Consider the following 25874-nt stretch of genomic DNA (forward strand, 5'->3'; position numbering starts at 1 on the left):
GTCGGCAGTGTCAAGATGGATGAATGGACGGCGACAACATCCAGACCGACTCGGGACTGGGCAGCGACTTTGACGATGATTTCGATCCACTGATCGGCGCGAACGATCCCGCGCTCCCCACCGAGCGTTACCTTGATCGCGAACTGAGCTGGCTGGCCTTCAATCAGCGCGTGCTCGAGTTGGCGGAGGACCCGGACCTGCCGGTGCTCGAGCGAGCGAACTTCCTGGCCATCTTCGCCAGCAACCTGGACGAATTCTTCATGGTTCGCGTCGCCGGGCTCAAACGCCGCATCCTCACCGGGCTGGCCGTGCCGACCAACGTCGGGCGCGCCCCACAGGACGCACTCTCGGACATCTCCACCATGGCCCATGTGCTGCAGGCCCGGCACGCACGAGCCTTCCAGGATCTCGTCATCCCCGCCCTCGCCGACGCGGGCATCGACATCGTTCAGTGGGACACCCTGGACGACGCGGACCGCCGCTCCCTGCGCGACTACTTCTCGAACCAGATTTTCCCCGTGCTGATGCCCCTCGCCGTCGACCCGGTGCATCCGTTCCCGTATATTTCCGGGCTTTCGCTCAACCTCGCGGTCCGGGTGCGTAACTCCAAGACCGGCAAGCAGGAATTCGCCCGGCTCAAGGTGCCCACCATGCTCCCCCGCTTCGTGCGCGTGGACCGCCGCGAGGAGGCGAGCAGCGTGCGCTTCATCACGCTCGAGGACCTGATCGCCAACCACCTCGGAGATCTCTTCCCTGGCATGGACATCCTCGAGCATCACATCTTTCGGGTCACCCGCAACGAAGACGTCGAGATCGAGGAGGACGAGACCGAAAACCTGATCAAGGCCCTCGAGAAGGAGTTACTGCGCCGCCGGTTCGGCCCACCCATCAGGCTGGAGATCACCGAGGACATGGACGAGGTCACCCTCGGCCTGCTCGTGCGCGAGCTCGACGTCACCGACCAGGAGGTCTATCGGCTGCCGGCCCCGCTCGACCTGGGCGGACTGTTCGACCTGCGGATCGACCGTCCGGACCTGCGCTATGTGAAGCACGTGCCGACGACGGCCGTGCAGTTGCTGGCGCCGGAACCGAATGCGGAACCGGACATCTTCAGTGCCATCTCCCGCCAGGACATCCTGCTGCACCACCCATACGAGTCATTCGCGACCAGCGTGCAGGCGTTCCTGGAACAGGCCGCAGCCGACCCTGACGTGCTCGCCATCAAGCAGACCCTGTACCGCACCTCCGGCGACAGCCCCATCGTCGAAGCGCTCATCGCGGCCGCTGAATCGGGCAAGCAGGTGCTTGCCCTGGTGGAGATCAAGGCTCGCTTCGACGAGCAGGCGAACATCACCTGGGCACGAAAGCTGGAGAAGGCCGGCGTGCACGTGGTCTACGGTCTCGTGGGCCTGAAGACGCACTGCAAGCTCGCCCTCGTCGTGCGCAACGAGAACGGTGTCCTGCGCCACTACAGCCACATCGGCACCGGCAACTACAACCCCAAGACCAGCCGGCTCTACGAGGACCTCGGGCTGCTCACAACGGACCCGCAGGTGGGCAAGGACCTCACCCGCCTGTTCAACGAGCTCTCGGGCTACGCGATCGAGAAAAAGTTCAAGCGTCTCCTCGTGGCGCCGTTGCACTTGCGCCGCGGCCTCTTGAAGAGCATCGCGGCGGAAACCGCGGCCGCCAGGGCCGGCAAGCCGTCAGGCATCCGGATCAAGGTGAACTCAATGGTCGACGAGGCCATCATCGACGCGCTCTACCGCGCCAGCCAGGCGCGCGTGCCGATCGAGATCTGGGTGCGCGGCATCTGCAGCCTGAAGCCGGGGGTCCCCGGGATGAGCGAGACCATCAAGGTGCGTTCAATCCTCGGGCGCTACCTCGAGCACTCCCGGATCTTCTCGTTCCACACGAATGGCGACCCGCAGGTCTACATCGGCAGCGCCGATATGATGCACCGCAACCTCGACCGCCGGGTCGAGGCGCTGGTGCGCCTCGTCGCCCCCGACCACCTGGCCGAAATCGACGCCCTCTTCACCCGGGCCATGGACGACCGCACCTCATCGTGGTGGCTGGACAGCTCGGGTGAGTGGACGCGTCACCACCTGGACGGCTCCGGTCTCCCGCTCGACGATATGCAGGACAGGCTCATGCAACAGATTTCCCTCCGCAAACGCCCGACGGGCCGCCGATGAGCGAACCGGCGGTCTACGCCGCGGGCGCCGTCTGTTGGCGCCTGATCGACGGCAAGATCCACGTTCTCCTGATCCACCGCACCGTGTATGGAGATGTCACAATCCCCAAGGGGAAAGTCGATCCCGGCGAGACACTGCCGCAGACGGCCGTGCGCGAGATCGCGGAAGAGACCGGGCTCGCCGTGGCCCTTGGCGTGCCGCTCGGCATCTCCACGTATTCCCTGCTCAACGGCCGCGAGAAGATCGTGCACTACTGGGCTGCAGAGATCACCGCCGAAGCGATCCAGCACTCGACCTTCGTGCCCAATGGCGAGGTCGCGGCGATTGAGTGGGTCAGCATCAAGAAGGCGCGCACCTACCTCAGCTACACGCCCGACGTGGACATCATCGACGCTTTCGCCAAGCTCGTGGACACCGGCGTCACCCGCACCTTCGCCCTGATCGCCCTGCGCCACGGCAAGGCCGTGCAGCCGGGCCAATGGGACGGCCCCGACTGCAGCCGGCCGTTGACCGAGCGCGGCGTCAAGCAGGCCGCGGCCATCGTGCCCACGATCACCGCCTGGCAGCCCCAGCGGATCGTGTCGAGCACGGCGACCCGCTGCGTGACCACCGTGGCGCCGCTCGCGGCGGCCACCGGCATCCAAGTCAAGCGCACCGAGCGCTACAGCCAGGACGCCTTCGAGCAGGGACTGGCGGATGTCCGCTCCGGAATCGGCAAGCGGGTGCGGTCACGCAAAACTGCCGTGATCTGCAGCCACGGGCCGGTCCTCCCCGAGATTCTGCATGAGATCGCCCTCGCCACCGGCACCACCCACGGCGCGTACATCTCCCACGCGGCTGCTCTCGAAACAGGATCCTTCTCCGTGGTGCACCTCTCCGCCGACAATCCAAGCGCGGGAATCGTCGCCATAGAAACGCACTCACCTGCCCTGTGACCGGTTTTTGTCTGAATCGTCGGCTGCGTTCCCTCGGACGCCGCGCCGCGTTCACCCGCCGTTAACCTTTCTGCAGGGGTGTCGTTAACCGCGCCGAATAGGGTCCATTCGAGGCCAGCACCGGTCTTGAACTTGCAGTCACTTTTTTTGAAGTCAACCCTCGAAAGGGATATCTGTGAATTTCACGCGTTTTGGCCGACCCGCGGTCATCGCCGTCGTCGCCGCACTTGCTCTGTCTTCCTGCGCCGCCAACGAAGGAGCCGCACCGGAGTCTGACTCCGCCAGCGCCCTCACCGGCACGATCAACGCCGGCGGAGCTTCCTCGCAGGGCTCGGCCCAGGAAGCCTGGATCGCAGCGTTCCAGACCTCGAACCCGGACGTCACCATCAACTACGACCCCTCCGGTTCCGGCGCGGGTCGCGAGGCGTTCATCGCCGGTGGGCTGGACTTCGCAGGCTCCGACTCCTACTTGAGCGACGAAGAACTCGCCGGCACCTTCGCGGCCTGCGCAGCGGACACCACCGCTGTAGACCTGCCCACGTACATCTCGCCCATCGCCGTGATCTTCAAGGTGGACGGGGTGGACGACCTCAACGTCGACGCCGACACGCTGGCCAAGATCTTCGCTGGCACCATCACCACGTGGAACGACCCGGCCCTGGTCGCCCTGAACGAGGGCGTCACGCTCCCGTCGACCGCGATCACCGCCGTGCACCGCTCGGACGACTCGGGCACCACGAAGAACTTCGCCGACTACCTCGGCCAGAACGCCCCGGACGTGTGGACCGAGAAGGCCTCCGACACATTCCCGTTCCAGACCGGTGAGGGTGCCCAGGGCACCTCGGGCGTCGTCGACGCCGTCACCAACGGCGTGGGCACCATCGGCTACGCCGACGCCTCACGCGCCGGAGACCTCGGGGTCGCCAAGCTCAAGGTCGGTGACGAGTTCGTCGCCTACAGCGCCGAAGCCGCCGCAGCCGTCGTCGACGGTTCTCCCATGGTTGAGGGCCGCGAAGCCAACGACCTCGCGTTCGACCTGAACCGCACGACCACCAACCCGGAAGAGTACCCGCTGGTTCTGGTCAGCTACGCCGTCGTCTGCACCGAATACGCCGACCCTGCCCAGGCGGAGCTCGTCAAGGCCTACGTCGGCTACATGGCCAGCGCCGAAGGCCAGGCCGAGGCGGAAACATCCGCCGGTGCCGCACCGATGACGACCGAACTGCAGGACAAGGTCGCAGCGATTCTCGAGACCGTCAAGTAGCACCCATTTCACCGCACCTCAGCTGCCCGATCGGGAGCTCGCATCGCTTGCGAGCTCCGGGTCGGGCAGACTGGGGTTTGTGGCCCGTGACCTGAACCCCTCTTTCCCCGCTTTCGCCCCAACCCTCCCAGGGAGTTACCCGGCATGACGACCGCACTAGAGCGCCCCTCGCTCAAGGCCAAGGAACGACCTGGCGACCGCATCTTCTCCACGAGCACGATTGTGGCCGGCGGCCTCATCCTGGCGATCCTCGCCGCCGTCGCCGTCTTCCTGCTGGTGCAGAGCCTGCCTGCCTTCATCGCCGATCCGGAGGAGTTCAAGGGCGACGCCACCAATTTCTGGCAGTACGTCTGGCCGCTCGCATTCGGCACGCTCTGGTCGGCCTTCCTCGCGCTGATCATGGCCGTCCCTGTTGCCATCGGCATTGCGCTCTTCATCTCGCACTACGCCCCCCGCAAGCTCGCGCAGGGCCTGGGGTACCTGATCGACCTCCTCGCCGCTGTGCCTTCCGTGGTCTTCGGCCTGTGGGGCATCGGCGTTCTCGCCCCGCTCGTGCAGCCGTTCTATACGAACCTGGTCGAGTGGTTCGGTTGGTTCCCGCTTTTCGCCGGCCCGGTCTCCGGCACCGGTCGTACGACGCTCACGGTGGCCATTGTGCTCGCTGTGATGATTCTGCCGATCATCACCGCGCTGTCCCGCGAGATCTTCCTGCAGACCCCCGTGCTCTACGAGGAGGCGTCGCTAGCCCTCGGCGCCACCCGGTGGGAAATGATCACCATGGCTGTGCTGCCCTTCGGCCGCGCCGGCATCATTTCCGCCTCGATGCTCGGTCTCGGCCGGGCCCTGGGTGAGACCATGGCCGTCGCCATGGTGCTCTCACCGAGCCGGGACGTCATCTTTCAGCTCCTCACCTCGCAGAACCCCACCACCATCGCCGCGAACATTGCATTGAACTTCCCGGAGGCGAACGGCGTCGGCGTCAACATCCTGCTCGCGACGGGCCTTATTCTCTTCGTCATCACACTCGTGGTGAACATGATCGCGCGCGTCATCATCAACCGCCGCAAGGCATTCTCCGGAGCTAACTGATGACCCTGACGAAGTCGGCCACGGCTGCCCCCCTGACGAACTCCCTGACCGCGGGCAAGCTCCCCCGGCGCACCTCGCTCGTCGTTCTCCTGTCCAGCTGGTTGGTGACCGGCGCATTCTTCTTCGTGCTGATGCTCTCCGGCGCCACCGAGGGCTTCAATGGCGTCGCAACGCTCTTCTTCGGAACCATCGTCTACTGCGTCGCCATCTACCTGCTGTCGTACTTCGTCGAGGGCGTACGCAAGGCCAAGGACCGCCTGGTCACAGCACTCGTCACGGTTGCATTCGTTGTCGCCCTGCTGCCACTCTTCTCACTCGTGATCACCACCCTGGTCAACGGGCTGCCGGCGTTCCTCACTCCGAGCTTCTTCACCCAGTCCCAGCGCAACGTCGTCGGCGAGGGCGGCGGAGCATTGCACGCCGTGATCGGCACGCTGATGATCACCGGTATCGCCACGCTCATCTCGGTTCCGATCGGCCTGCTGAGCGCGATCTACCTCACCGAGTACGGCCGCGGCCGGCTTGCGCGGGCCATCACGTTCTTCGTCGACGTCATGACCGGAATCCCGTCGATCGTTGCCGGACTCTTCGCCTTTGCGCTCTTCTCCCTCCTGTTCAACGACCCTGGCATCCGCTTCGGGTTCGGCGGCGCAGTGGCCCTCACGGTGTTGATGATCCCGGTCGTCGTGCGCTCGAGCGAGGAAATGCTCAAACTTGTTCCCAACGAATTGCGCGAGGCGGCCTACGCGCTGGGTGTGCCGAAATGGCTGACCATCCTCAAGGTTGTGCTGCCGACATCCCTTGCCGGAATCGTGACTGGGATCATGATCTCGATTTCGCGTGTGATCGGTGAGACGGCACCCTTGCTGATCATCTCCGGCTTCACGGCCAGCATGAACTACGACCTCTTCAACGAGCGCATGATGACTCTGCCCGTCTTCGTCTACACCCAGTACGCCAATCAGGGCGCGGACACCCAGGCCTACCTCGATCGCGCTTGGGCCGGTGCCCTCACGCTCATCCTGATCGTGATGCTGCTCAACCTCGGCGCGCGCATCATCGCCAGAATCTTCTCTCCCAAGCTCGGCCGCTAGGCTCCACCTCCCGGCCTCCGGCCGTCTGAACCAAAGGATTGCATGTCCAAGCGCATTGAAGTCAACGACCTCAACGTCTACTACAGCAAGTTTCTCGCTGTCGAAGAGGTGTCGTTGGTGATCGAGCCTCGCACTGTGACAGCCCTGATCGGGCCCAGCGGATGCGGCAAGTCCACCTTCCTGCGCACGCTGAACCGCATGCACGAGGTCATCCCCGGGGCGTATGTCACGGGCGACGTACTCATCGACGGCAACAACCTCTACGGACCCGGCGTCGATCCGGTGCTCGTACGCCGGCAGGTCGGCATGGTCTTCCAGCGCCCGAACCCGTTCCCGACCATGTCCATCGGCGACAACGTGCTGGCCGGTGTGAAGCTCAACAATCGCCGCATGGCCAAGGCCGACGCTGACGACCTGATCGAGAAGTCGCTGCAGGGCGCGAACCTCTGGAAAGAGGTCAAGGACCGTCTCGACAAGCCCGGCTCGAGCCTCTCCGGCGGCCAGCAGCAGCGTCTCTGCATCGCACGGGCAATCGCGGTACAGCCCGACGTCATCCTGATGGACGAGCCCTGCTCGGCTCTCGACCCGATCTCGACGCTGGCGATCGAGGACCTGATCGAGGAGATGAAGTCCGATTACACGATTGTGATTGTGACTCACAACATGCAGCAGGCCTCACGGGTCTCGGACCGCACCGGATTCTTCAACATCGCCGGCACCGGCAAGCCCGGCAAACTCATCGAGTACGACGACACGACCACCATCTTCTCCAACCCGAGCATCCAGGCCACCGAGGACTACGTCTCCGGCCGCTTCGGGTAGGCCGGCGCAGCGCCCAGCCCCGCTTCGCCCCGAGCGAATTGGTTGGCCGAGCGGTTTAGCTGGTGCGGGCGAGCAGGGCGGCGTTGAAGGCGCGGGTCAGCTCGGGAACGGCCGGGAACGGCCGTCCGTCGAGTTCGATCACATGCACGGCCAGGCGCACGCTGGACAGCAGCCACACGGCATCCGCCGCCCGCAGCTCGTCGGCCGTCACGTCGCGGTACTCCGTGCGCTCCCCCGCCGCCTGCAGGTGCTCGAACACACTCTGCTGGGTGGTGCCGTGCAGGATGGCGCCACTCGGCGCAGGAGAGACGAAGACGCCGCCCGCGCGAAGCACCACGGTCGAGGTGGGCCCCTCCAGCACGAAGCCGTCGTGCGTGAGAAAGATCGCATCGTCGGCCCCACGGCGGTGCGCCTCCCGGAGCGCGGCCATATTGACCGCGTAGCTGAGCGTCTTGGCCCCCATCAGCAGCCACGGCGTCTGCTCGGCAACTCCGTGCGGGTAGCCGCGGTTCAGGGTGACCGCCCGGATCCCGGATGCACGCACGGTCCCGAAGTCGGGGGCGGCGGTCGCGTGCAGCCACGCGGTGGGAGCCGGGCCCGAGTCGACGCCACGGCTGTAAACGAGCTTGAGCACGATTTCGCCCTGCTCAGGAAGCCGCTCGACGGCATAGGCGATCGCCGCCCGCCACTGGACCTCGTTCGGTGCGGGCAGCTCGCAGATGGCAGCCGAGGTTGCCAGACGAGCAAGGTGCGCGGCTACGGCCTGCGGGTGGCCGTCGACCACGCCGAGGGTCTCGAAGACGCCGTCGCCCCGCTGAGCGCTCAATTCCCCCACGCGCAGTGCCGGGGCGGTCCAATCCACCTCCCGGAACGTGTCGCCGAAGTGCCCGCGCGGTGAATCGGCGGGAAGCGGGTCGATCAGAAGGGTGAAGGGCAGCGTCTGGGACGGAGCAGTCATTTTCCGAGCCTACTCAGTTCCTGAGTTGGATTCTTCCCCGTGCCGGCAACGGATCAGGAACTCTGAATGGCGAGAATCGGGTCACTCGTGGGCTGCTTGGAGCCGCCCTTCGGTTCGACCGTGACACCGATCGTGTCCCCGGCGGTGAGGCTGCCGTCGAGAACGCGCCAGACGGTGCCGGTGCCGGACGAGTCGAAGGTTCCGGCCGGAACCGGGCCGGAGCCGCCGATGTACCAGAGCTGGTAGTCCTGTTCGGCTGACAGGGCCGGCAGATCGTCGATCAAGAGTGCGGAGAGACCGCTTTGTTCGGACCAGACCAGGGTTGCCTCCTGGCCGTCTGTCGTTCGTGCCGATGCGCGCTGCGTGTCGGCCGCCGCCGTGATCTGCACCAGGCCGGCGGCCTGGTCCTGCTCGAACTGACCGGACTCCAAGGACTGGCCGACGAACGTGCCGCCCGCGAACAGGGCGACGGCGGCAGCCGCGGCGGCCAGCACACCCACCGGACGCTGGAACCAGCGCACGCGGGCACGCTCGGCGGCGGCGCCGCGGGTGGGCGCGGCAGCGGCGGAAGGGAGCGCAGGAGCATCCGTGACCACCGCCTGAGTCGGTCCCGGCGTCTCGGAAGGAACGGTCTGAGCGGCGGCCGGCGTGGTGTGCTCGGCCGGGCGGGTGGTCGCGGGCGCGGTCAGCGGCGCCAGCTGGGTGGTGGAGGCGAGCTTGGCCATCAGGGAGACCTTGAGCCCGGCCGAGGGCCGCACGGGGGCGGCGGCGAGGCCCAGTGCCACCGCGGTGTCGCTCAGTTCGGCCGCTTCGATGCGGGCCTGCTCGGATACCGCGAGGTGCGCCTCGTAGGCCGCAGCGTCTTCCACGCCCAGCGCGTTCAGGGCGTACGCCCCGGCAAGCTCGCCGGGGTTGTCCCCTGAGACGGTGCGGGCGTCGTCGTTGCGGGTGTTGTCGCTCATGACGCCACTCCCATCTCGTCGCGCAGGCGGATCAAACCGTCTCTCAGCCTGGTTTTCACGGTTCCGAGAGGGATCTGCAACCGCTCCGCCACTTCACTCTGGCTGAGGCCGCCGTAGTAGGCGAGGCTGATCGCCTGGCGTTGCAGTTCCGTCAATCTGGACATCGCCTTCTCCACCCTTTCGTGCTCGATTCGTACGGCGACCGTCTCGGACACCTCGTCGTAGGCGACCGCAAGATCACGGATGCCGATTTTGACGTCCCGGTCGCGGCTGGCCTGAGACGACCGGATCCGATCGACCGCCCGGCGATGCGCCATGGTCAGGATCCAGGTCGACGCTCCGCCGCGCTGAGCCTCGTACCGCGTGGCCGTCTGCCAGATCTCCAGGAAAATCTCCTGGGTCACCTCTTCCGACTGCGCGGGGTCGACCAGCAAACGCCGAACCAGGCCCAGGACGCGCGGCGCAATCTGGTCATACAGCTCCCCGAATGCGGCTTCGTCTCCCTGGGCCACTCGGCCCAGCAGTTCCTCCTGGGAGTCAGGGACAGTCGACTCCCGGTCGACATCGAATTCAGCACTCATGAGAACAAGCATGTCAGGTCTTGTCCGCGTCCATATTCATCGTTCGACGCACAAGCCGAATCGGATTGGTGCGACGGGAACAAAGACGCGGTGACAGGTCACCCCCGCACGCCCGGACGAGTACAGACGGAGTGAAGGCCGGGCCGCAGAACGCCTCTCGGCGCGAGGCCGCTCAGAGCGGCGAATATTGGAGCCCGGGGTTACTGCGGCCCGACCAGCATCCAGTGTAAACGACACGCATGCGGTTCGCGCACAAACTCGGGCATCATCCGATTGCAGGTGCTGCGGTCGGGCGCTTCGGGGCCTTCTAGTCGAGGGACTCGCTGCGCCAGAGCCGGGCGCAGGAGGCGAATTCCTGGGCTGTCGTGGAAAACCGAAGCGCCCGCGTGGTCAGTTCAGTGGACCGAGCTGGCTCGGTCGTCTCCAGATCGTCGGCGATACTGGTGCACCCCACCGAGATGACGCGGCAGAATGCGGCCGCACGGTCGAGGGCCACGGCGAAGTCACCCGTGAAGATTCCGCGCAGGATCTGGTCGGCCAGGATGATGATCTCGGCCGTTCCGGTGGGCACCGCTGCGCCGGCGATGAGCGGGTCGATGGCCGGCGTGACCTCGCTGCCGCGCTGGTAGAGGAAGGACGTGCCTGCGGGGTCCTGGCGGATGAGCAGCCGCACCAGGTAGAGGCGCCACATCGCGCCGGGCAGGCTGCGCGGCGTCGCCCGCGACCACAGCTCGGCCACGGCGTCGATCCCGTGCTCGTCGGTGTAAGCCACGAGCCGATCGACGATCTCCGGGTCAGGGTCGCTGCGCACCCGGGCGAGCAGCGCATGAGCGGTTTCGTGAGCCACCCGGCTGATCGCCGCGGGGTCGTCGCCGCCCTGAAAGGACTCGAACTTGCTGCCGGAGAACTGGGTCGGCTTGTGAAAGTTTTCGGCCATCGCATCCTCCTGTGGTCGCTGGCGTGGTTCGCCGTTTGTTCGCTGTGGGCACATCCGCGGCCGGCGCGGAAGGCTCCCTTCCACGGTACCTAGAAAAATAGATCCGGAATCCCCTGTACATTATTAACCGCGGGCCTCTAGCTCAGTTGGTAGAGCAAAGGACTTTTAATCCTTGGGTCGTCGGTTCGAGCCCGACGGGGCCCACTCAGAATGAAGTCGGTGCACGCCAGGGCCATGCCTCACGTCTCGCCCGGGCCTGCTCACGACGCTCTTGTTCACGGCTCGCGCTCAGGCTTGTCATCCAACTCCCGGCGGGCGTCCAGCGTTGATTCGGGCGACGCTCGGGTCGGTCCTTCATACTGCGAGGGATGAAGCGGGCATGCCCGATGCCAGCGACAGAATACGGAGGTCGCCATGGGCAGAGTGAATGAAGAAGTCGAAGTCGAGATCGGAGTCGTCTCGCGCTACCGGCGCCACCCGAATGGGCACGGCCTGGTCTCCCCCGGCGCCCGAGTGCACCCCGGCGCGTTCGTGTCCCGAACCGCGTATGTCGAGAGCGGTGCACGCGTGGGACCGGAAACATGGATCGGCCCCGGCAGCTGGATCGACCATGGAGCGGAGATCGGGGCGCGAGTGTTCGTCGGTCAGAACGTGCACATCGGCGAGAACGCGGTGGTCGGCAACGCCGCCCGCCTCGGTAGCTACGTTCGGATCGGACGGGAGGCGGCGATCAACCCCGGGGCGGTGGTCGAGCGCGACGGCCGGGTGCCGGACAAAGCCGTCTTCGGGGCGGCCTCCGGCAGGGGACGGCCGGGCGCGCAGCCGGCATCCGCCCGGCTCGACCACGCCGCATAGGTCCGTCCGTCGCGACTCCTATGCGAGGTCCGGGGGGACGCCGAGTTCGCGCTGCACCATCAGCGCGAGCTCGCGCAGCAACACCAGGTCGACGGATTCCGCCGGGCGTGGTTCCGGGTCGAAGACGCAGAGGGCGCCGATGAACTCCCCCGACGGCGACTCGATCGGAAAGCCCGCATAGAAACGGATACCGCCCTCGGCCACGACGAGAGGGTTGTCCCGAAACCGCTCGTCGAGGCTGGTGTCCGGGATCACCAGCTCCGACGTGCTCTGGATTGTGACGGCGCAGAAGGACACCGCCCGAGGCGACTCGCTCTCCGTCACACCGATACGGGCCTTATGCCACTGCCGGTCGGTGTCGATAACCGTGAGCGCGGCGGACCGGGTGCCGAAGAGCACGCTCGCAAGTGCCACGATGCGATCGAAGCGTTCCTCCGCCGGCGTGTCGAGGATGCCGAGCTGGTCGACCGCGAGCTGACGGCGCATCTCTTTCGCCGCGGCGTGCTCGGGGGAGGGCGGTTCCACGTCGGGGCCTGAGACCCGGTCGGCGTCGAGGAGCGGGGCCATCTGGGCGGCCAGGGTCTCGGCCCAGTGCGCATACGTCTCGGCCGACCGGTATCGACCGGGTGGGGGTGTTGGCGCCGCGATGGACGGGACGAACGTGACCCGGTCCGCGTCGGCACAGAGGTGCTCCGTCACCCGGTTCAGGAGCCGGGCGTGACTGTCAGCCACATTGCCGAGCCTCGAGTCAAAGATCGGAATCGACCGAATGGGCTGGATTCCCGCCACGATGATGCGGGTGCTGCGCGACGATGCGCTTGCCAGAAAGCGAAGCAGGTTCGCCAGATCGCTCCGCCACGCCCGGGTGGGCGTCAGAGTGAGGGCATCGTTCACCCCCAGGAAAACGACGATGGCGTCGAAACGGGACAGCCTCACCCCGTTCAGATCGAGGAGGGCTGAACCGGCGGTCATCCGGGGGTTCGCAATGAGGTCGACGTCGACCCCGCGCCCCGTCTGCGCGGACAGCGCCCGGGCAAGCGAACCGGGCATCGCCAGGTTGTGGCTCACCACTCCGCGGCCGACGGCCAGCCCGGCGCCGAAGATGAGGACGCGGTCGGAGTCGATGCCCGCAGAATGCGCCTGCGGGGCATCCGTGGGCATCGGGATCGCGTCGAGGCTGCGTTCGGATGCCGCGGCCCAGGCACGCATGACGGGGGCAAGTACCCACCGCAGGAGTTCCCGCACTGACGCCCCTGTGCTGCCTGGACACCAGGGTGAATCGACCACAGCTCAAGTATCCCCCATCCGGGGAGCGAATCGCCTATCCCCCATCCGGGGATGTGCCCGTCTCGCTCCCTAGACGAGCGAGACGACCGCCTGGGCGGCCGCGAAGATGAGCAGGCCGGCCAGCGCACCGACGACGGTGCCGTTGATGCGAATGAACTGGAGGTCCTTGCCTACCTGCAGCTCGATCTTCTCGCTTGTCTCGGCGGCATCCCAGCGCGCGACGGTCTCGGTGATCACCCCCGCGATCTCGTGCCGGTAGCGGCGCACGATATAACTCGCCGTGTCCGCCAGCCAACGGTCGATGCGCGCGCTCAGGGCCGGGTCGCTGATCAGCCGCCCACCGACCTCCATGACGGTTGAACGGATGCCGGAGCGCAGCCCGCTCTCGGAGTCGCCCAGCGCCGCCACCAGGGAGATCTTGACCGCCTCCCAGGTCTCGCTCGCGAATTCGCGCAGCCGGGCGCTGTCGAGCAGTTCGAGCTTGAGCGCCTCCACGCGCCCGATCATCGCGGGCTCGTGCTGCAGGTCGTGGGTCAGCTCGCCGAGGTAGCGGTCGATGGCCTCGCGGAGCGGGTGTGCTGCATCCGCCCGCACGGTGGCCATGAAGGCGAGGACCTCCCGGTGCGCCTTGTCGTCGACCAGCTTGTCGACGAAGCCGGGCATCCAACTCGGCAGGCGCTCGGACACGGCCCGCCCGAAGGCCTCAGGATGCGCCAGCAGCCAGGCCTCAGCCCGTTCGAGCAGCAGGTCGACGGCGGCGTGCTGCTGGCCGGATTCGACCAGCCGCTCCCCCACCCGCCCGATCGGCGGCGCCCACTCGGGCTTCAGCAGATTTTCGCGGGCCACGGTTTCGATCAGGTCCTTGATCGCGTCGTCACTGAGCAGATTGAGCAGGCCCGCTCCTGCCACAGCGACCTCGTCGGTGAGTCGGCGGGCGTTGTCCTCCTCGGAGAGCCACGCGCCGAGCCGCCGCGAGGCGCCCATCGACTCGAGCTTGCCGCGGATCACCGATTCGGAGAGGAAGTTCGTCTCGACGAATTCGCCCAGGCTCGACCCGATCTCGTCCTTGCGGCTGGCGATGATATTCGTGTGCGGAATTCGCAGTCCGAGCGGATATCGAAACAGGGCCGTCACGGCGAACCAGTCCGCGATGGCGCCGACCATGCCGCCCTCGGCCGCCGCTCGCACGTACTGCAGCCAGGGATAGCTCTCCTGAAGGGCGAACGCGGCCGCGAAAACCACCGCCATCAGCAGGAGCAGACCGAGGGCGAGCCGCTTCATGCGGATCAGGGCCGTGAGGCGCTCGGCATCCTGCGGGCTCAATGATGACCGGGGCGCCGCTCTCAGCGGAACGGTCTCGGTCAGGTTCTGCCTCAGATTCTCGGCCATCCTCCCAGACTGCCTGATGACCGCTGCCGTGCGAAACCCTCTACCCCGCGGCCACCTCGCCGCGGGTGCCCCGTGGGGCTCTCTCAGCAGTGGCAGTGGTCCTCGTCGACCGGCGTCGACGGCGGCACGTCCAGCACCGGGCTGCGGTCGAAGAAACCATCGGGCTTCAGCTTGAATCCGGCGGTGTCCACCGGCATGATCGGCCAGTCCTCGATGCGCGGATAGTGGGTGAGGCCGAACGTGTGCCAGAGCACGATGTCCTGGCCGTCGATGTCGCGGTCAGCTTCGATATAGGCCGGCAGGCCGGCACCGCCGCCGTGCTGGTTGACGAAATCACCGGTCGGGTAACGCTCCTCCTCGGCGAACCGGGTCACCCACAGATCCTTGGTCGCGAAGGTCGCCCGGCGGGCCACGGAGGAGTTCTCATCGGCGAGGAGCGTCGGCTGTCCCTCCGGGTAGAGCTTGTAGCCGACAGGTTCGCCCAGCCGGTTGAGCACGTTCGGGTTGGACACGAGCCAGGTGCGCCCGCTGCGCATATCGGCCTCGCGCACCCCCTCGGATTCGCGGGCCAACAGCGTGCGCTTGCGGGTGAACGCGTTGCCGCGTTCATTGCCGGGACCCATTGGTACGCGCACGGCCTCCTCCTCTTCGACCCGATTGGCGTTGCCGTCGAGGGCCATGTCCAGCCGGGCGCTGAAGAGGTGCTGGTGGAACGGCGCGCCCAGCCCCGGAGCCAGTTCGGAGGCGTACGGGTAACCCTTGCCGGGGAAGGCGCTGGTGAACACGACGCCGGTTGCCTTCGCCTCGAATTCGATCGTGCCGTCAAGGTAGAGGTACCAGTAGAACCCGTAGTCGTAGTTGCCCACGGTGGTGAAGAAGGAGATCACCAGTCGGCGGTTGCGCCTCGTGTAGTCGATGCCCGACCAGAGGTCGCTGTGTTTGGCGAGGATGCTCCAATCCTCCTCGTGCAGGCAGATGCCGTTCTTGATCGTGCGGGGGTTGCCGAAACCGTCCGTGATGATCGGGCTCAGGTAGGTGATCTCGCCGAGGCAGTCGCAGCCCAGCTCGAGCGAATTGGCGTACTGCCCGACGAGGTACTCTCCCGTGTCGAAATAGTTCTGCCAAGACCGCACCGGGGCCGGATCCCCGTAGGGCACGACCATCTCCGCGATTGAAGCCCGCTTGATGATGGAACGACGGATGCCGTTGTCGTCGAAGCCGATGTTGTGCAGCACGACACCCTCCCGCACGTCGAAGCCCACATCCAGGCTCCATTTCTCCCACTCCACGTGGTTGCCACCGGTCACGGTGAAGCTCGGGCCCTCCGGCTGCGTGATCTCGATCGGCTTGAGTGTCACGCGCAACGGTCCGGTCAGAGTGGGATCGGTGTAGTTGCCGTGCTCGGCCGGAATCGGCACCATCCCGAAGTCGATCACCTGGTCGACGGTCCTGCTGACGATGTCCACGTAGGCGACGAGCCCATCGATGGGGTGAGCCCAGGCGCTGTCCTCAGGGAAATCCTGCCGGAACGCGAGACCGCGCAGGATGCGACGGCCCTTTTCCTCCGGGTACTCGAAGACTCCCGCCGACAGCGGCGCGACCCGAACGTCCACCACGTCGAGACCTCGGTCGGCGAGGGCCTTCAGCCAGCGGTCGTCCTGGGTGAGGAGCGCTTCGACAGCGGCGAATTCCTCCTCGAGCACTGGCAGCTCCCCGGTCTCGGCGGTGTCGAGCACAACCACGGATTCAACCGTCTGCCGCGTTGCCGACACGGTGACGTCCCGCGGCGCGGTGCACCCGGACACGTCGTGCAGGAACACCCGAAACCTACGGTCGGGTTCGGCCGGCGCGCCGCGAGGCGGGTCGAGCAGTCCAAGATAGGCAACCCGGATGCTCTCCCCGAGCAGAGCGGCTTCGGTCAGGATGCCGCGGACGACGAGAATCTCCGTGTCTGTCGCGAGAGCGTAGGCATCGGTGACTGCGAGCGAAACGGAAGTCATGGTTCCCCTTTCCAGGGCTGAAGAAGGCCGGACCCTACGCCCCAGCCGAAATCTTTTTTCTATGGTTGTAGAACCATAGGCGGTCACTAAGCTCGCTGGCAAGGGCTGATTCAGCCGACTTTTCAGCGGGAGGGCAGCATGCCGAAGGTTGTCGACCACGACCAGCGCCGAGTCGAACTCGTCGAGGCCACCTGGCGGATCATCGCCCGCCACGGCATCGAGGGGGCGACGATGCGGGACATCGCCGCCGAGGCCGGCTTCGCCAACGGTGCTCTGAAACCGTACTTCCCGACCAAGGACGACCTGCTCGCCTTCGCGTTCAGCCACGTCTTCAGCCAGACCGGGCGGCGCATGACCGACGCCACAATCGGCCGCTCCGGACTCGGCGCGCTCCGTGCCTACTGCCTGGAGATCCTGCCACTGGACGACATCCGGGTCAGTGAGGCCCGCATCGTCATCCCGTTCTGGCAAAGGGCGCTGACGGATTCAACCAAGGCCGAGCTGCACTCGTCTGCGATGCTCCTGTGGCGGGACACCATGTGCGATCACCTCCGGGAAGCAGACACCGCCGGCGAGCTGCGCACCACCCTTCCGCACGAGGACCTCGCAGGGCTCCTGATGAATCTCGTCCTCGGCGCCCAGATCACCGCGGTGCTGTCGCCGATCGAAAACTCCCCGGACCGGCTCGTGGCCCAGCTGGATGCCTGCATCCGGCTGATGGCCGCCGGCGACTGAACCTCCGGTCTTTTTTCGACGCACGTGGAAAAACCGTGACAATGCCGTGCGGCTGAGCTAAATTACTGGCAATGTGCGCTGTTCACGTTGGCAAAGGAGCTCCCCGTGACTCTGACGACCGTACCTGTCCCGCCCAGCGGCGTCGGCGACCCGGTGACCTGTGCCCGCGCGGACACGTTCGCCGAGTGGCGCACGCTGGTCTCCGACTCCTTTGTTCCGTTGGAGGTGCGTTCAGATGCGACCGACTTCCGGGGAACTCTGCGCTCCCGTGTGCTCGATGAGCTCTCCATCGTGGAGGTCACCGCCAATGGCCACCAGGTGCTTCGCACCCCGGCCCTCATCGCCCGGTCGGCCCGGCACTATTTCAAGCTCAATCTGCAGCTCTCCGGGCACGGCATCCTGATCCAGGACAACCGGGAAGCAACCCTGCGCCCGGGCGACCTCGCTGTCTACGACACCCACCGTCCCTACACCCTCACATTCGAGCAGGACTTCCGGACCCTGGTTCTGATGTTCCCCCACGACGCCCTGGACTTGCCCGCCGAATCGGTGGGCCAGCTCACCGCTCGGCGGATGGCCGGAGACGCCGGCCTCGGCCGGATGATCAGCCCGTTCATGGTGCAGCTCGCCGAGAACCTCGATGCGCTGTCCGGCACGACCGGGCACCGCCTGGCCTACAACGCCGTCGACCTGATCGCCACGATGTTCGAAAGTGAGTTGAGCATCCGCCGTGAACCCGTGGCCGGCACGCACGGCGGCCTACTCACCAGCATCCGCCAATACATCGAGGCCGAACTCGGCGACCCCGACCTCGTGCCGGCCGGCATCGCCGCCGCACATTTCATCTCCACCCGTCAGCTGCACAAGGTGTTCCACGAAGCCGACACGACGGTCTCCAGCTGGATCCGCGCCCGCCGGCTCGAACGCTGCCGCCGAGACCTGCGCGACCCCATTCTCACGGACCGGTCGGTCGGCGTGATCGCCGCGCGCTGGGGTTTTCTCGACCCTGCCCACTTCAGCCGCATCTTCCGCACGGCGTTCGGCGAACCGCCCAGTACCTATCGGCGCGGCTGAGGGAACGCTAGGAGAGCCGTCGCGCTCCGGCAAGTTCTGTTCGTGGAAAAACAAGACTGCGGCCCGATGCTCGGCGAGAGTCGTGGCACTGGCTCACACAGGCGGAGCCGCTCAACGAGGAGCACCCATGACAACGAAACTATTCATCGACGGCGAGTGGACCAGCGCGACGGGCGGATCGATCGCCACTCTGAACCCGGCGACCGAGGAGATCCTCGAACACGTCGGCTTCGCGAGCAGTGTGGACGTCGATGCCGCCGTCGACGCGGCCCGTGCCGCCTTCAACGGTGCTGAGTGGCGGGACCTGCTCCCGGTGGCCAGAGCCCGGCTCCTCTTCCGGCTCGCCGACCTGATCGAAGCCCATGCTGACGAGCTGGCCGAGCTGGAGACCCGGGACCAGGGCCAACCGCTCGGCGTTTCCCGCAACATCTCCGTGGCCGGCGCGGCCGAGCACTTTCGCTACTACGCCGGCTGGGTCACCAAAATCGAGGGGCGCACGTCCCCGATCTCGTTCCCCGACACCCACCACTACACCCGGCGGGAACCGATCGGGGTCTGCGCCCTGATCACTCCGTGGAACTTCCCGTTGATGATCCTGGCTTGGAAGCTCGCCCCGGCCCTGGCCACGGGCAACACCGTCGTGATCAAGCCGGCCGAGCAGACCCCGCTCACAGCCATCCGTCTGGTCGAACTGGTCGTCGAGGCCGGTTTCCCGGCCGGCGTGGTCAACCTCGTCACGGGCGACGGCAGCACCGGCCAGGCCCTGGTGGACCACCCGCACGTGGACAAGGTGTCGTTCACCGGCTCCACCGCCGTCGGCCGCTCCATCGTGGCCGGCTCGGCCGCCTCCAACCTCAAGAAGATCACTCTCGAGCTGGGTGGCAAGGCTCCCTCGATCATCACCGCGGATGCCGACATCGACGCGGCCGTCGGCGGCAACCTGGCCGGCGGTCTCCTCAACTCGGGCCAGGTCTGCGCCGCCTACACCCGGTTCTATGTCAACAAGAAGCGTGAGGCCGAGTTCGTCGAGAAGATGGCGGCCGGGGTTTCCGGCATGAAGCTCGGCGCCGGGATGGACCCGGCCACCCAGCTGGGTCCGCTGGTCTCGCAGCGACACCTCGACCACGTCGAACGGATGGTCACGGTCGGGCGAGCCGAGGGCGCTGAACTCGTGACCGGCGGATCCCGTTCCGGCGATGTCGGCTATTTCTTCCAGCCGACCGTGTTCGCCGGTGTGCGCGACGACATGGCCATCGCGACCGACGAGGTCTTCGGACCGGTTCTCTCGATCATGTCCTACGACGATGACGACGACCTTCAGGACCTCATCAACCGCGCCAACGACACCGATTACGGGCTCGCGGCCACCGTCTGGACGAAAGACCTCGAGAAAGCGCACCGCCTGGCCAACGGCATCCGCGCCGGGGCGATCTTCGTGAACATGCCGCCGGTGCCGGATATGGCCGCGCCGTGGGGTGGGTTCAAGACCAGCGGCTGGGGCAACGAGATGGGCCCGTATTCGATCGACGCGTACACGCAGGTCAAGGGCGTCTGGATGCATTACGGCAGCTAGTCCCTTCGACGGCGCGGCATCCTTTCGCCCCTGGCCGCGCCATCCGTTCGTCACCCGCAATCGTCTCTTCACGCCATCGTCAACTCATCGAGGAGTAAACCCATGACGACTACCCGCAGCACCTCTCAATCCGATTCCCAGTCCACCCTGCGCACGGGCCGCCTCGGCGTGATCGGCATCGTCTTCTTCGTGGTCGCCGCCGCCGCACCGCTGGTGGGCATGACCGGCGCGGTGCCGGTCGCGATCGTGCTCGGCAACGGCGCCGCCGCACCGGGCGCCTACCTCGTGGTGGGCCTCACCCTGCTGCTGTTCAGTGTGGGCTACGCCGCGATGAGTCAGCGGGTCACCAACGCCGGGGCCTTCTTCGCCTACATCGGCCGGGGACTCGGCCGGCACCTCGGCAGCGCATCGGCCTTCGTCTCGATCCTCGCCTACCTCGCCATCCAGCTGGCCATCTACGGGTTCTTCGGCGGGCTACTCGGTGCTCAGGTCGGCCTGCTGCCCTGGTGGGCCTGGTCGCTCGCCGCCTGGGTTGCCGTCACCCTGCTCTCCCTGCTCAGCGTGGAAGTCGGCGCCAAGGTCCTCGGGGTACTGATGCTGCTCGAGCTTCTGGCCCTGATCGTCACCTCGGTCGCCATCCTCGCGGACGGCGGACCGGAAGGCGTGAACGTGTGGGCCTCATTCAACCCTGCCGCGATCCTCGCCGGCGGGCTCGCCGGTTCAGCTGGGATCGCGTTCGCCTTCGCGTTCGCATCGTTCATCGGGTTCGAGGCCACCGCCATCTACGGCGAGGAATCGAAAGACCCGAAGACCGTGGTGCCCAGGGCCACCTACCTCGCGGTCGGAGTTATCACGGTGTTGTTCGCGCTGACGTCGTTCGCCATGGTCACCGGGATGGGCGCGTCGTCCGTGGTCGAGAAGACCGTGGAGCGCTCGACCCTTGGCGGCGTTCCCCTCGCCGACCCGGCCGCAGTGCTCTTCTCCCTCGCCACCCAGTACGTGGCACCGTGGATGGCGACCGTGATGGGAATCCTGGTGCTCTCCAGTCTGTTCGCCGGGCTGCTCGCATTCCAGAATGCGGCCAGCCGGTACCTCTTCGCGCTCGGCCGTGGCGGGGCCTTGCCTCGGCAGCTCAGCCACGTGAACGGCCGCGGCGCCCCGAGCGCTGCCTCCCTCGCCACCTCGGTGTTGACCGGGCTCGTCATCGCGGCCTTCGCGGTCTTCCAACTGGACCCGGTGCTCAACATGTTCTACTGGTTCAGCGGTCTCGCCGTTGTGGCGATCGTGCTGATCGAGATTCTCGTCTGCGTGGCGGTCATCACGTTCTTCCGCCGGAATCCGGGTCACGAGAACGTCTTCCAGACCGTGATCGCCCCCGTGCTGGCGACCATCGGACTCGTGCTCGGCGAGTACCTGCTGATGAGCCGTTTCGGACTCCTCGCCGGAACGGTCGCCGCGGATGTCGACCCCACGGTAACCCCCTGGGGCCTCAGCCCGATCGGCTGGGTCCTGGTGTTCCTGCCCTTCGTGCTGCTGCTTGCCGGCTACCTGCACTCGATCTGGTCGACGACCGAAAACGAGGATCTGGTCAGGGACGTTCTCTCGTGACCGTTCCGATCGCACCGGCAGTGTCGCGGACCAGGTGTCCGCCGCGAGGCAGGCACCCCGATCCGTGCCCCCCGGTTCATGTCGTGGTCACGGTCACAGGCCGAACCCGGCGTGACGGATGGCCCAGCGCACCGTCCAGGACTCCCCCGGCTCCAGCCGGCGCAGCCCCGCTCCCGAGTTGAACGCGTCGGCCGGGGCGGTCATCGGCTCGATCGCCACCGCCAGCCCCAGAAACGGACCGTCTGGACCCTCGAAGGGGAAGTTGCGCGGGGTGAAGACCTGCACGTTGCGGATGTTCCGGTCACCCCAGATCGCGACGCTGCGGCCGTCGGGAGCGGTCACCGAGGCAACCCTGGTGACAAGCTCCTCGCCGGACACCTCGGGCAATACCTCGGATGACTCGTGCCCCACCCCGCCGAAGCCGTCGTCGAGATCGATGTCACCGATCCGGCGGCCCTGGCGCAGGTCGAAACGCGTGCCGGCGACGGAGGATTCCCCGACGGGGTTCTGCCGGTCGTCGACGTCGATGTGAGTGTGCGCCGCGACCGTGAGCACGAGGTCCGCCGTGGGAACCCCGCCGATCTTGAGGTACGGATGCGCGCCGAGGGCGACAGGGGCCGTCTCCCTGCCGACATTGCGCACCATGTGCGTGACCTCGAGTCCGTCATCGGTCAGTGCGTATCGCACGGTCGTGTCGAGCAAGAACGGATAGCCACCCTGCGGGAAGACAGTGGCCGCTAGGGTGACCGAACTCGGGCTGCGCTCGAGCATGCGGTAGGGCGAATACCTCAGCAGTCCGTGGATGGCGTTGGACAGCTCCGGCTCGGTGAGCGCCAGTCGCTGTACGATTCCCCCGTGCTGCCAGAGTCCGTCCCGGATGCGATTGGGCCACGGCGCCAGAACGATTCCGGCGCCCCACGGCGGAGTGGCGTCAACCGCAAAGGTCTCAACCAGATCTATGCCGTTCAGGGAATACAAGCGGAGGCCGGCCGCGACCTCGGTGACGATCGCGAGGGCCGGCCCGTTCGGCGTGGCCGCCCTCAAGTCATACTGGAAACCCGTTACTGAGCGCATGAGGTCAACCTACTCCGGTTGCAGAACGGTCAGGCCGGCCTCGCGGAGCGGTGCCAGCGCGGCTTCGTCGGCCCCGGCATCCGTCACCAGGGTGTCGAACGCGCCCAGCGGTCCAACCTGCCCGAGATGCACCTGGCCGAGCTTGGAGCCGTCGGCCACGACGACCGCCCGGGTCGCAGCTGCGAGCATGAGCGCCTTCACACCGGCCTCGGGCAAATTGATGTTGGAGACCCCGTGGCCGGCGTCGACGCCGTTGCAGCCGATGAACGCCAGGTCGGCGTGCACCTGGCTGAGCACGGTCCGGGCCAGCGGCTCGACCAGGGAATGCTGCAGGGGGCGGAGCGATCCGCCCGTGACGATCACAGTGAACCGCGGGATGGCGGGTTCGAGGGCGAGAGCGATGCTCAACCCGTTGGTGATGATGACGACGTCGGTCAGTTCGGTGCGGGCCAGCAGGGCGCGGGCGATAGCGAGGGTGGTCGTGCCCACGTCGAGGATGATGCTCTGCCCGCTCGACACCAGGGACGCGGCGAGCGCGCCGATCTGTGCCTTGGGCAGCACGGATGACGCGAGCGCCTCCTCGAACGAGAACTCACGCAGTGGGCGGCCGCTGGTGGACGCGGCCGGAACCGCCCCGCCGTGCACGCGTTGCAGTGAACCGGCGGACTCGAGCAGGTCGAGGTCGGCCCGGGCCGTGACGCCGGACACCCCGAATGCCTCACGTAGCTCCCGAACCCGCACGAAGCCGCGCTCTCCGACGAGGCGCTGGATCTCCTCGCGCCGCTGGTAGGCCGGAAGGGCGTCGCGGTCGCCCGCGGAGTCGGCCGGTGCGGACGTGTCAACGGATGCCATTCGTCCATCTTTGCTTACTTTGCTTTAGTTTTCAATGCGAAACATCTGGTTTCATATACGCAAATCGGCTAGCGTGTTGTGTGCCATGAACACACCAGACTTCGAAGCCGACGCCGGGATCATCCGTCACCGCCACACCCTCGCCGATGGTCGGGACCTCATCTACTTCGATGACCCCCAGACCACCCTGCCGCCCGAACGGGCGGCCGACCTGCGCGAACTCGACCCGCGGCCCGCCACGGCCCGGATGCGCCAGGACCCCCTCAGCGGCGACTGGGTCTCGATCGCCGCCGCCCGCCAGAACCGGGTCTTCCTGCCACCCGCGCACCTGGACCCGCTCGCCCCGTCGACGCCGGGGAACCCGTCCGAGGTGCCCAGCAACTACGACGTCGCCGTGTTTGAGAACAAGTCGCCCTCGTTCGGACCGCTGCTCACCGACGCCGACGCCCCCGCCGGGCTCGACGACCTGAACACCATCGGACTCAACCGCGTCCGCACATCGGTCGGCCGCTGCGAGGTCGTCTGCTTCAGCCCGGAGAACGAAGGTTCGTTCGCGAGCCTGTCGGTCGTGCGCGCCCGCACCGTGATCGAGGCCTGGGCCGAACGCACGTACGCCCTTTCTCAGCTACCCGGCGTGGAACAGGTCTTCCCATTTGAAAACCGCGGCGAGGCGATCGGCGTCACGCTGCACCACCCGCACGGCCAGATCTACTCCTACCCCTACGTCACCCCGCGCACGCAACGGGTCATCGCCTCGCTCGACCAGTACGGGCCGAACCTGTTCGCGGACATCCTCGCCAGCGAGCAGTCCGGCGGCCGGGTCATCCTGACCGGTGAGCACTGGACCGCGTTCGTGCCATTCGCCGCCCGCTGGCCCATCGAGGTGCACATGCTGCCGCACCGCCACGTGCCCGACTTCGCCGCGACCAGCCTCGCCGAACGCGACGAGCTGGCCGTGCTGTACCGGCGTCTGTTGCGCGGCATCGACGCCCTCTATGACACCCCGACGCCGTACATCGCGGCCTGGCACCAGGCCCCGGTCTCGGTGCGCCGCGACGAGATCCGCCTGATGTTGCAGGTGACCAGCCCCCGCCGCGCCGCGGACAAGCTCAAGTTCCTGGCCGGGTCGGAGGCCGCCATGGGCGCCTGGATCGGCGACGTCACGCCCGAGCAGGCAGCCGACAACATTCGCCGCGCGGTCGAACGCTCCGCCGCGGCGGACGCCGCCGAGGAGCTCAACGGCGCCGCCACATCCGCCACCTCCACACTCAGCACAACGCCCGAAGGGCAGGCCCACGCATGAACGACCTCATCACGACCGTGACGGATGGCTTCACGAGCCGCTTCGGCGCGGCCCCGGCCGGACTCTGGTCTGCCCCCGGCCGCGTCAACCTGATCGGCGAGCACACCGACTACAACGACGGCTTCGTGTTCCCCTTCGCGATCAACCGGCGCACGGTCGTCGCGTTCGGCCTGCGCAGTGACCGCCTACTGCGGGTCGCGAGCTCATTCGCCGAGGAGAGCGTCGAACTCTCCCTAGACGACCTGGCCCCGGAGAACCTGGCGGGCTGGTCGGCATACCCGCTCGGCGTGGCCTGGGCGCTCGGCCAGTTCGGCGCGGATCTCGCCCTCGTACCAGGCTTCGACGTGTTCATCGACTCGGATGTGCCGATCGGGGCCGGGCTGTCGTCGTCCGCCGCAATCGAGAGCGCCGTCGCCGTGGCACTGAACGACCTCTGGCAGCTGGGACTCGACCGGCGCGTGCTCGCCCGGGTGGGCCAGCTGGCCGAGAACAGGGCAGTCGGGGCTCCCACCGGCATCATGGACCAGTCCGCGTCACTTCTAGGCGAGGCCGACTCCGCCGTATTCCTGGACTGCCGCACCCTCGAGGCCGAGGTGATCCCCCTCGGGTTCGACGCCGCCGGCCTCGAACTCCTGATCATCGACACCCGGGTGAGCCACGCCCACTCGACCGGGGGGTACGCCTCCCGCCGGGCATCCTGCGAACGGGGTGCACGCATGCTGGGGGTGACCTCCCTGCGCGACCTCACCGTGGACGATCTCGACCGGGCCCTCGACGTACTCGACGACGAGACGTTTCGACGGGTGCGGCACGTCGTCACCGAGAACCGGCGCGTTCAGGACACGGTGCGCACCCTGCGCGAGCACGGCCCGACCGCGATCGGCGCCCTCCTCGACGCCTCGCACCTGTCGATGCGGGACGACTTCGAAATCTCGGTCCCCGAGCTCGATCTCGCCGTGGACACCGCCCGCGGCGCTGGGGCCATCGGCGCCCGGATGACCGGTGGCGGCTTCGGCGGTGCGGCCATCGCCCTGACTCCGAGCGCCCTGATCGCCGCGGTGACCGCCGCGGTGACCGCCGCGTTCGCGGTCCGGGGCTTCACGGCGCCGGACCTGTTCGTGGTGCGCGCCGCCGATGGGGCCGGGCGCCAGCAGTAACGCCGGGCCACGCCCTCGATCCGCTTGGATCTGTTTCGGTCCGGTTCGGTCCGGTTCGGTCAGTCCAGTTCGGTCCAGTCCAGTTCGGTTCGGTTCAGTTCGGTTCAGTCCTGTTCGGTTCGGTTCG

22 protein-coding genes and 1 tRNA gene are annotated in these 25874 nt (G+C 67.0%); 14 read left to right on the forward strand and 9 right to left on the reverse strand.

The annotated features are described in order from the left end of the window. Window positions 1–23: 23 nt before the first annotated feature. The 6 genes from E3O65_RS02885 (at window position 24) to pstB (ending at window position 7402) form a co-directional block, all read left to right on the forward strand. Window positions 24–2198 carry an RNA degradosome polyphosphate kinase gene (locus E3O65_RS02885; protein ID WP_134362252.1) on the forward strand — a complete coding sequence of 725 codons (2175 nt, stop codon included), beginning with the start codon at window positions 24–26 and terminating at the stop codon, window positions 2196–2198. Next, a complete protein-coding gene (locus tag E3O65_RS02890; protein WP_134362253.1) occupies window positions 2195–3133 on the forward strand; it encodes an NUDIX hydrolase in 939 nt (312 codons plus the stop codon). Before E3O65_RS02885 ends, E3O65_RS02890 begins: the two co-directional genes overlap by 4 nt. A gap of 175 nt (window positions 3134–3308) precedes the next feature. Next, complete coding sequence (gene pstS / locus E3O65_RS02895; protein WP_134362254.1) at window positions 3309–4397, forward strand: phosphate ABC transporter substrate-binding protein PstS; 1089 nt, start codon at window positions 3309–3311, stop codon at window positions 4395–4397. A 144-nt stretch (window positions 4398–4541) separates the two neighbouring features. Beyond that, window positions 4542–5486 (forward strand): phosphate ABC transporter permease subunit PstC, encoded by a 945-nt coding sequence (gene pstC, locus E3O65_RS02900; protein WP_134362255.1) that lies wholly within the window; start codon window positions 4542–4544, stop codon window positions 5484–5486. Next, on the forward strand, window positions 5486–6580 hold the full coding sequence (pstA, locus tag E3O65_RS02905) for a phosphate ABC transporter permease PstA (RefSeq protein WP_134362256.1): 1095 nt from the start codon (window positions 5486–5488) through the stop codon (window positions 6578–6580). The genes pstC and pstA overlap by 1 nt, the downstream gene beginning before the upstream one ends. Before the next feature lie 42 nt (window positions 6581–6622). Next, window positions 6623–7402 carry a phosphate ABC transporter ATP-binding protein PstB gene (gene pstB / locus E3O65_RS02910; protein ID WP_134362257.1) on the forward strand — a complete coding sequence of 260 codons (780 nt, stop codon included), beginning with the start codon at window positions 6623–6625 and terminating at the stop codon, window positions 7400–7402. Between the two features lie 55 nt (window positions 7403–7457). Here pstB and E3O65_RS02915 read toward each other — a convergent pair whose 3' ends face one another. The 4 genes from E3O65_RS02915 to E3O65_RS02930 form a co-directional block, all read right to left on the reverse strand. Then, window positions 7458–8360: an aminodeoxychorismate lyase gene (locus E3O65_RS02915; RefSeq protein WP_134362258.1), complete on the reverse strand. Its 903-nt coding sequence runs from the start codon at window positions 8358–8360 to the stop codon at window positions 7458–7460. Window positions 8361–8413: 53 nt separating this feature from the next. After that, window positions 8414–9322, reverse strand: coding sequence for an anti-sigma factor (locus E3O65_RS02920; protein WP_134362259.1), 909 nt, complete (start codon window positions 9320–9322; stop codon window positions 8414–8416). Beyond that, window positions 9319–9903: an ECF RNA polymerase sigma factor SigK gene (gene sigK, locus E3O65_RS02925; protein WP_241985618.1), complete on the reverse strand. Its 585-nt coding sequence runs from the start codon at window positions 9901–9903 to the stop codon at window positions 9319–9321. The genes E3O65_RS02920 and sigK overlap by 4 nt, the downstream gene beginning before the upstream one ends. 307 nt (window positions 9904–10210) lie before the next feature. Next, a complete protein-coding gene (locus E3O65_RS02930; protein ID WP_134362261.1) occupies window positions 10211–10840 on the reverse strand; it encodes a DNA-directed RNA polymerase subunit beta in 630 nt (209 codons plus the stop codon). A 131-nt stretch (window positions 10841–10971) separates the two neighbouring features. On the opposite strand from E3O65_RS02930, the gene E3O65_RS02935 reads away from it, so the two are divergent. Beyond that, window positions 10972–11044 (forward strand) — tRNA-Lys (locus tag E3O65_RS02935). 210 nt (window positions 11045–11254) lie between these two features. After that, a complete protein-coding gene (locus tag E3O65_RS02940) occupies window positions 11255–11695 on the forward strand; it encodes a hypothetical protein (protein ID WP_241985617.1) in 441 nt (146 codons plus the stop codon). Between the two features lie 18 nt (window positions 11696–11713). Here the strand turns inward: E3O65_RS02940 and E3O65_RS16960 are convergent, their stop codons facing one another. The 3 genes from E3O65_RS16960 to E3O65_RS02955 all read right to left on the reverse strand — a co-directional run bounded on the left by E3O65_RS16960 (window position 11714) and on the right by E3O65_RS02955 (window position 16371). Continuing rightward, a complete protein-coding gene (locus tag E3O65_RS16960; protein ID WP_134362262.1) occupies window positions 11714–12940 on the reverse strand; it encodes a GAF domain-containing protein in 1227 nt (408 codons plus the stop codon). A 111-nt stretch (window positions 12941–13051) separates the two neighbouring features. Further along, window positions 13052–14371, reverse strand: a complete 1320-nt coding sequence (locus E3O65_RS02950; RefSeq protein WP_134362263.1) for a DUF445 domain-containing protein — start codon at window positions 14369–14371, stop codon at window positions 13052–13054. An 83-nt stretch (window positions 14372–14454) separates the two neighbouring features. Then, a complete protein-coding gene (locus E3O65_RS02955) occupies window positions 14455–16371 on the reverse strand; it encodes a primary-amine oxidase (protein ID WP_134362264.1) in 1917 nt (638 codons plus the stop codon). Between the two features lie 138 nt (window positions 16372–16509). On the opposite strand from E3O65_RS02955, the gene E3O65_RS02960 reads away from it, so the two are divergent. The 4 genes from E3O65_RS02960 (at window position 16510) to E3O65_RS02975 (ending at window position 21361) form a co-directional block, all read left to right on the forward strand. Then, window positions 16510–17106, forward strand: coding sequence for a TetR/AcrR family transcriptional regulator (locus E3O65_RS02960; protein ID WP_134362265.1), 597 nt, complete (start codon window positions 16510–16512; stop codon window positions 17104–17106). A 111-nt stretch (window positions 17107–17217) separates the two neighbouring features. Then, complete coding sequence (locus E3O65_RS02965) at window positions 17218–18180, forward strand: AraC-like ligand-binding domain-containing protein (protein WP_198411652.1); 963 nt, start codon at window positions 17218–17220, stop codon at window positions 18178–18180. 127 nt (window positions 18181–18307) lie between these two features. Then, window positions 18308–19753 (forward strand): aldehyde dehydrogenase family protein, encoded by a 1446-nt coding sequence (locus E3O65_RS02970; protein ID WP_134362266.1) that lies wholly within the window; start codon window positions 18308–18310, stop codon window positions 19751–19753. Between the two features lie 102 nt (window positions 19754–19855). Next, window positions 19856–21361: an APC family permease gene (locus E3O65_RS02975; RefSeq protein ID WP_134362267.1), complete on the forward strand. Its 1506-nt coding sequence runs from the start codon at window positions 19856–19858 to the stop codon at window positions 21359–21361. Window positions 21362–21454: 93 nt separating this feature from the next. Here the strand turns inward: E3O65_RS02975 and E3O65_RS02980 are convergent, their stop codons facing one another. Both E3O65_RS02980 and E3O65_RS02985 read right to left on the reverse strand, forming a co-directional pair. Further along, the gene (locus E3O65_RS02980) at window positions 21455–22435 is read right to left on the reverse strand and encodes an aldose 1-epimerase family protein (RefSeq protein WP_134362268.1); all 981 of its coding nucleotides are present in this window, start codon (window positions 22433–22435) and stop codon (window positions 21455–21457) included. A gap of 9 nt (window positions 22436–22444) precedes the next feature. Continuing rightward, window positions 22445–23287 (reverse strand): DeoR/GlpR family DNA-binding transcription regulator, encoded by an 843-nt coding sequence (locus E3O65_RS02985; protein WP_134362269.1) that lies wholly within the window; start codon window positions 23285–23287, stop codon window positions 22445–22447. 85 nt (window positions 23288–23372) lie between these two features. Here E3O65_RS02985 and galT point away from each other — a divergent pair, with 85 nt between their 5' ends. Then, entirely contained in the window at window positions 23373–24590 is a 1218-nt protein-coding gene (galT, locus tag E3O65_RS02990; protein WP_134362270.1) for a galactose-1-phosphate uridylyltransferase, read from the forward strand. Continuing rightward, on the forward strand, window positions 24587–25747 hold the full coding sequence (gene galK, locus E3O65_RS02995; protein WP_134362271.1) for a galactokinase: 1161 nt from the start codon (window positions 24587–24589) through the stop codon (window positions 25745–25747). The genes galT and galK overlap by 4 nt, the downstream gene beginning before the upstream one ends. The last annotated feature ends 127 nt before the right edge of the window (window positions 25748–25874 follow it).

The organism is Cryobacterium breve, assembly GCF_004402375.1.
GTDB lineage: Bacteria > Actinomycetota > Actinomycetes > Actinomycetales > Microbacteriaceae > Cryobacterium > Cryobacterium breve.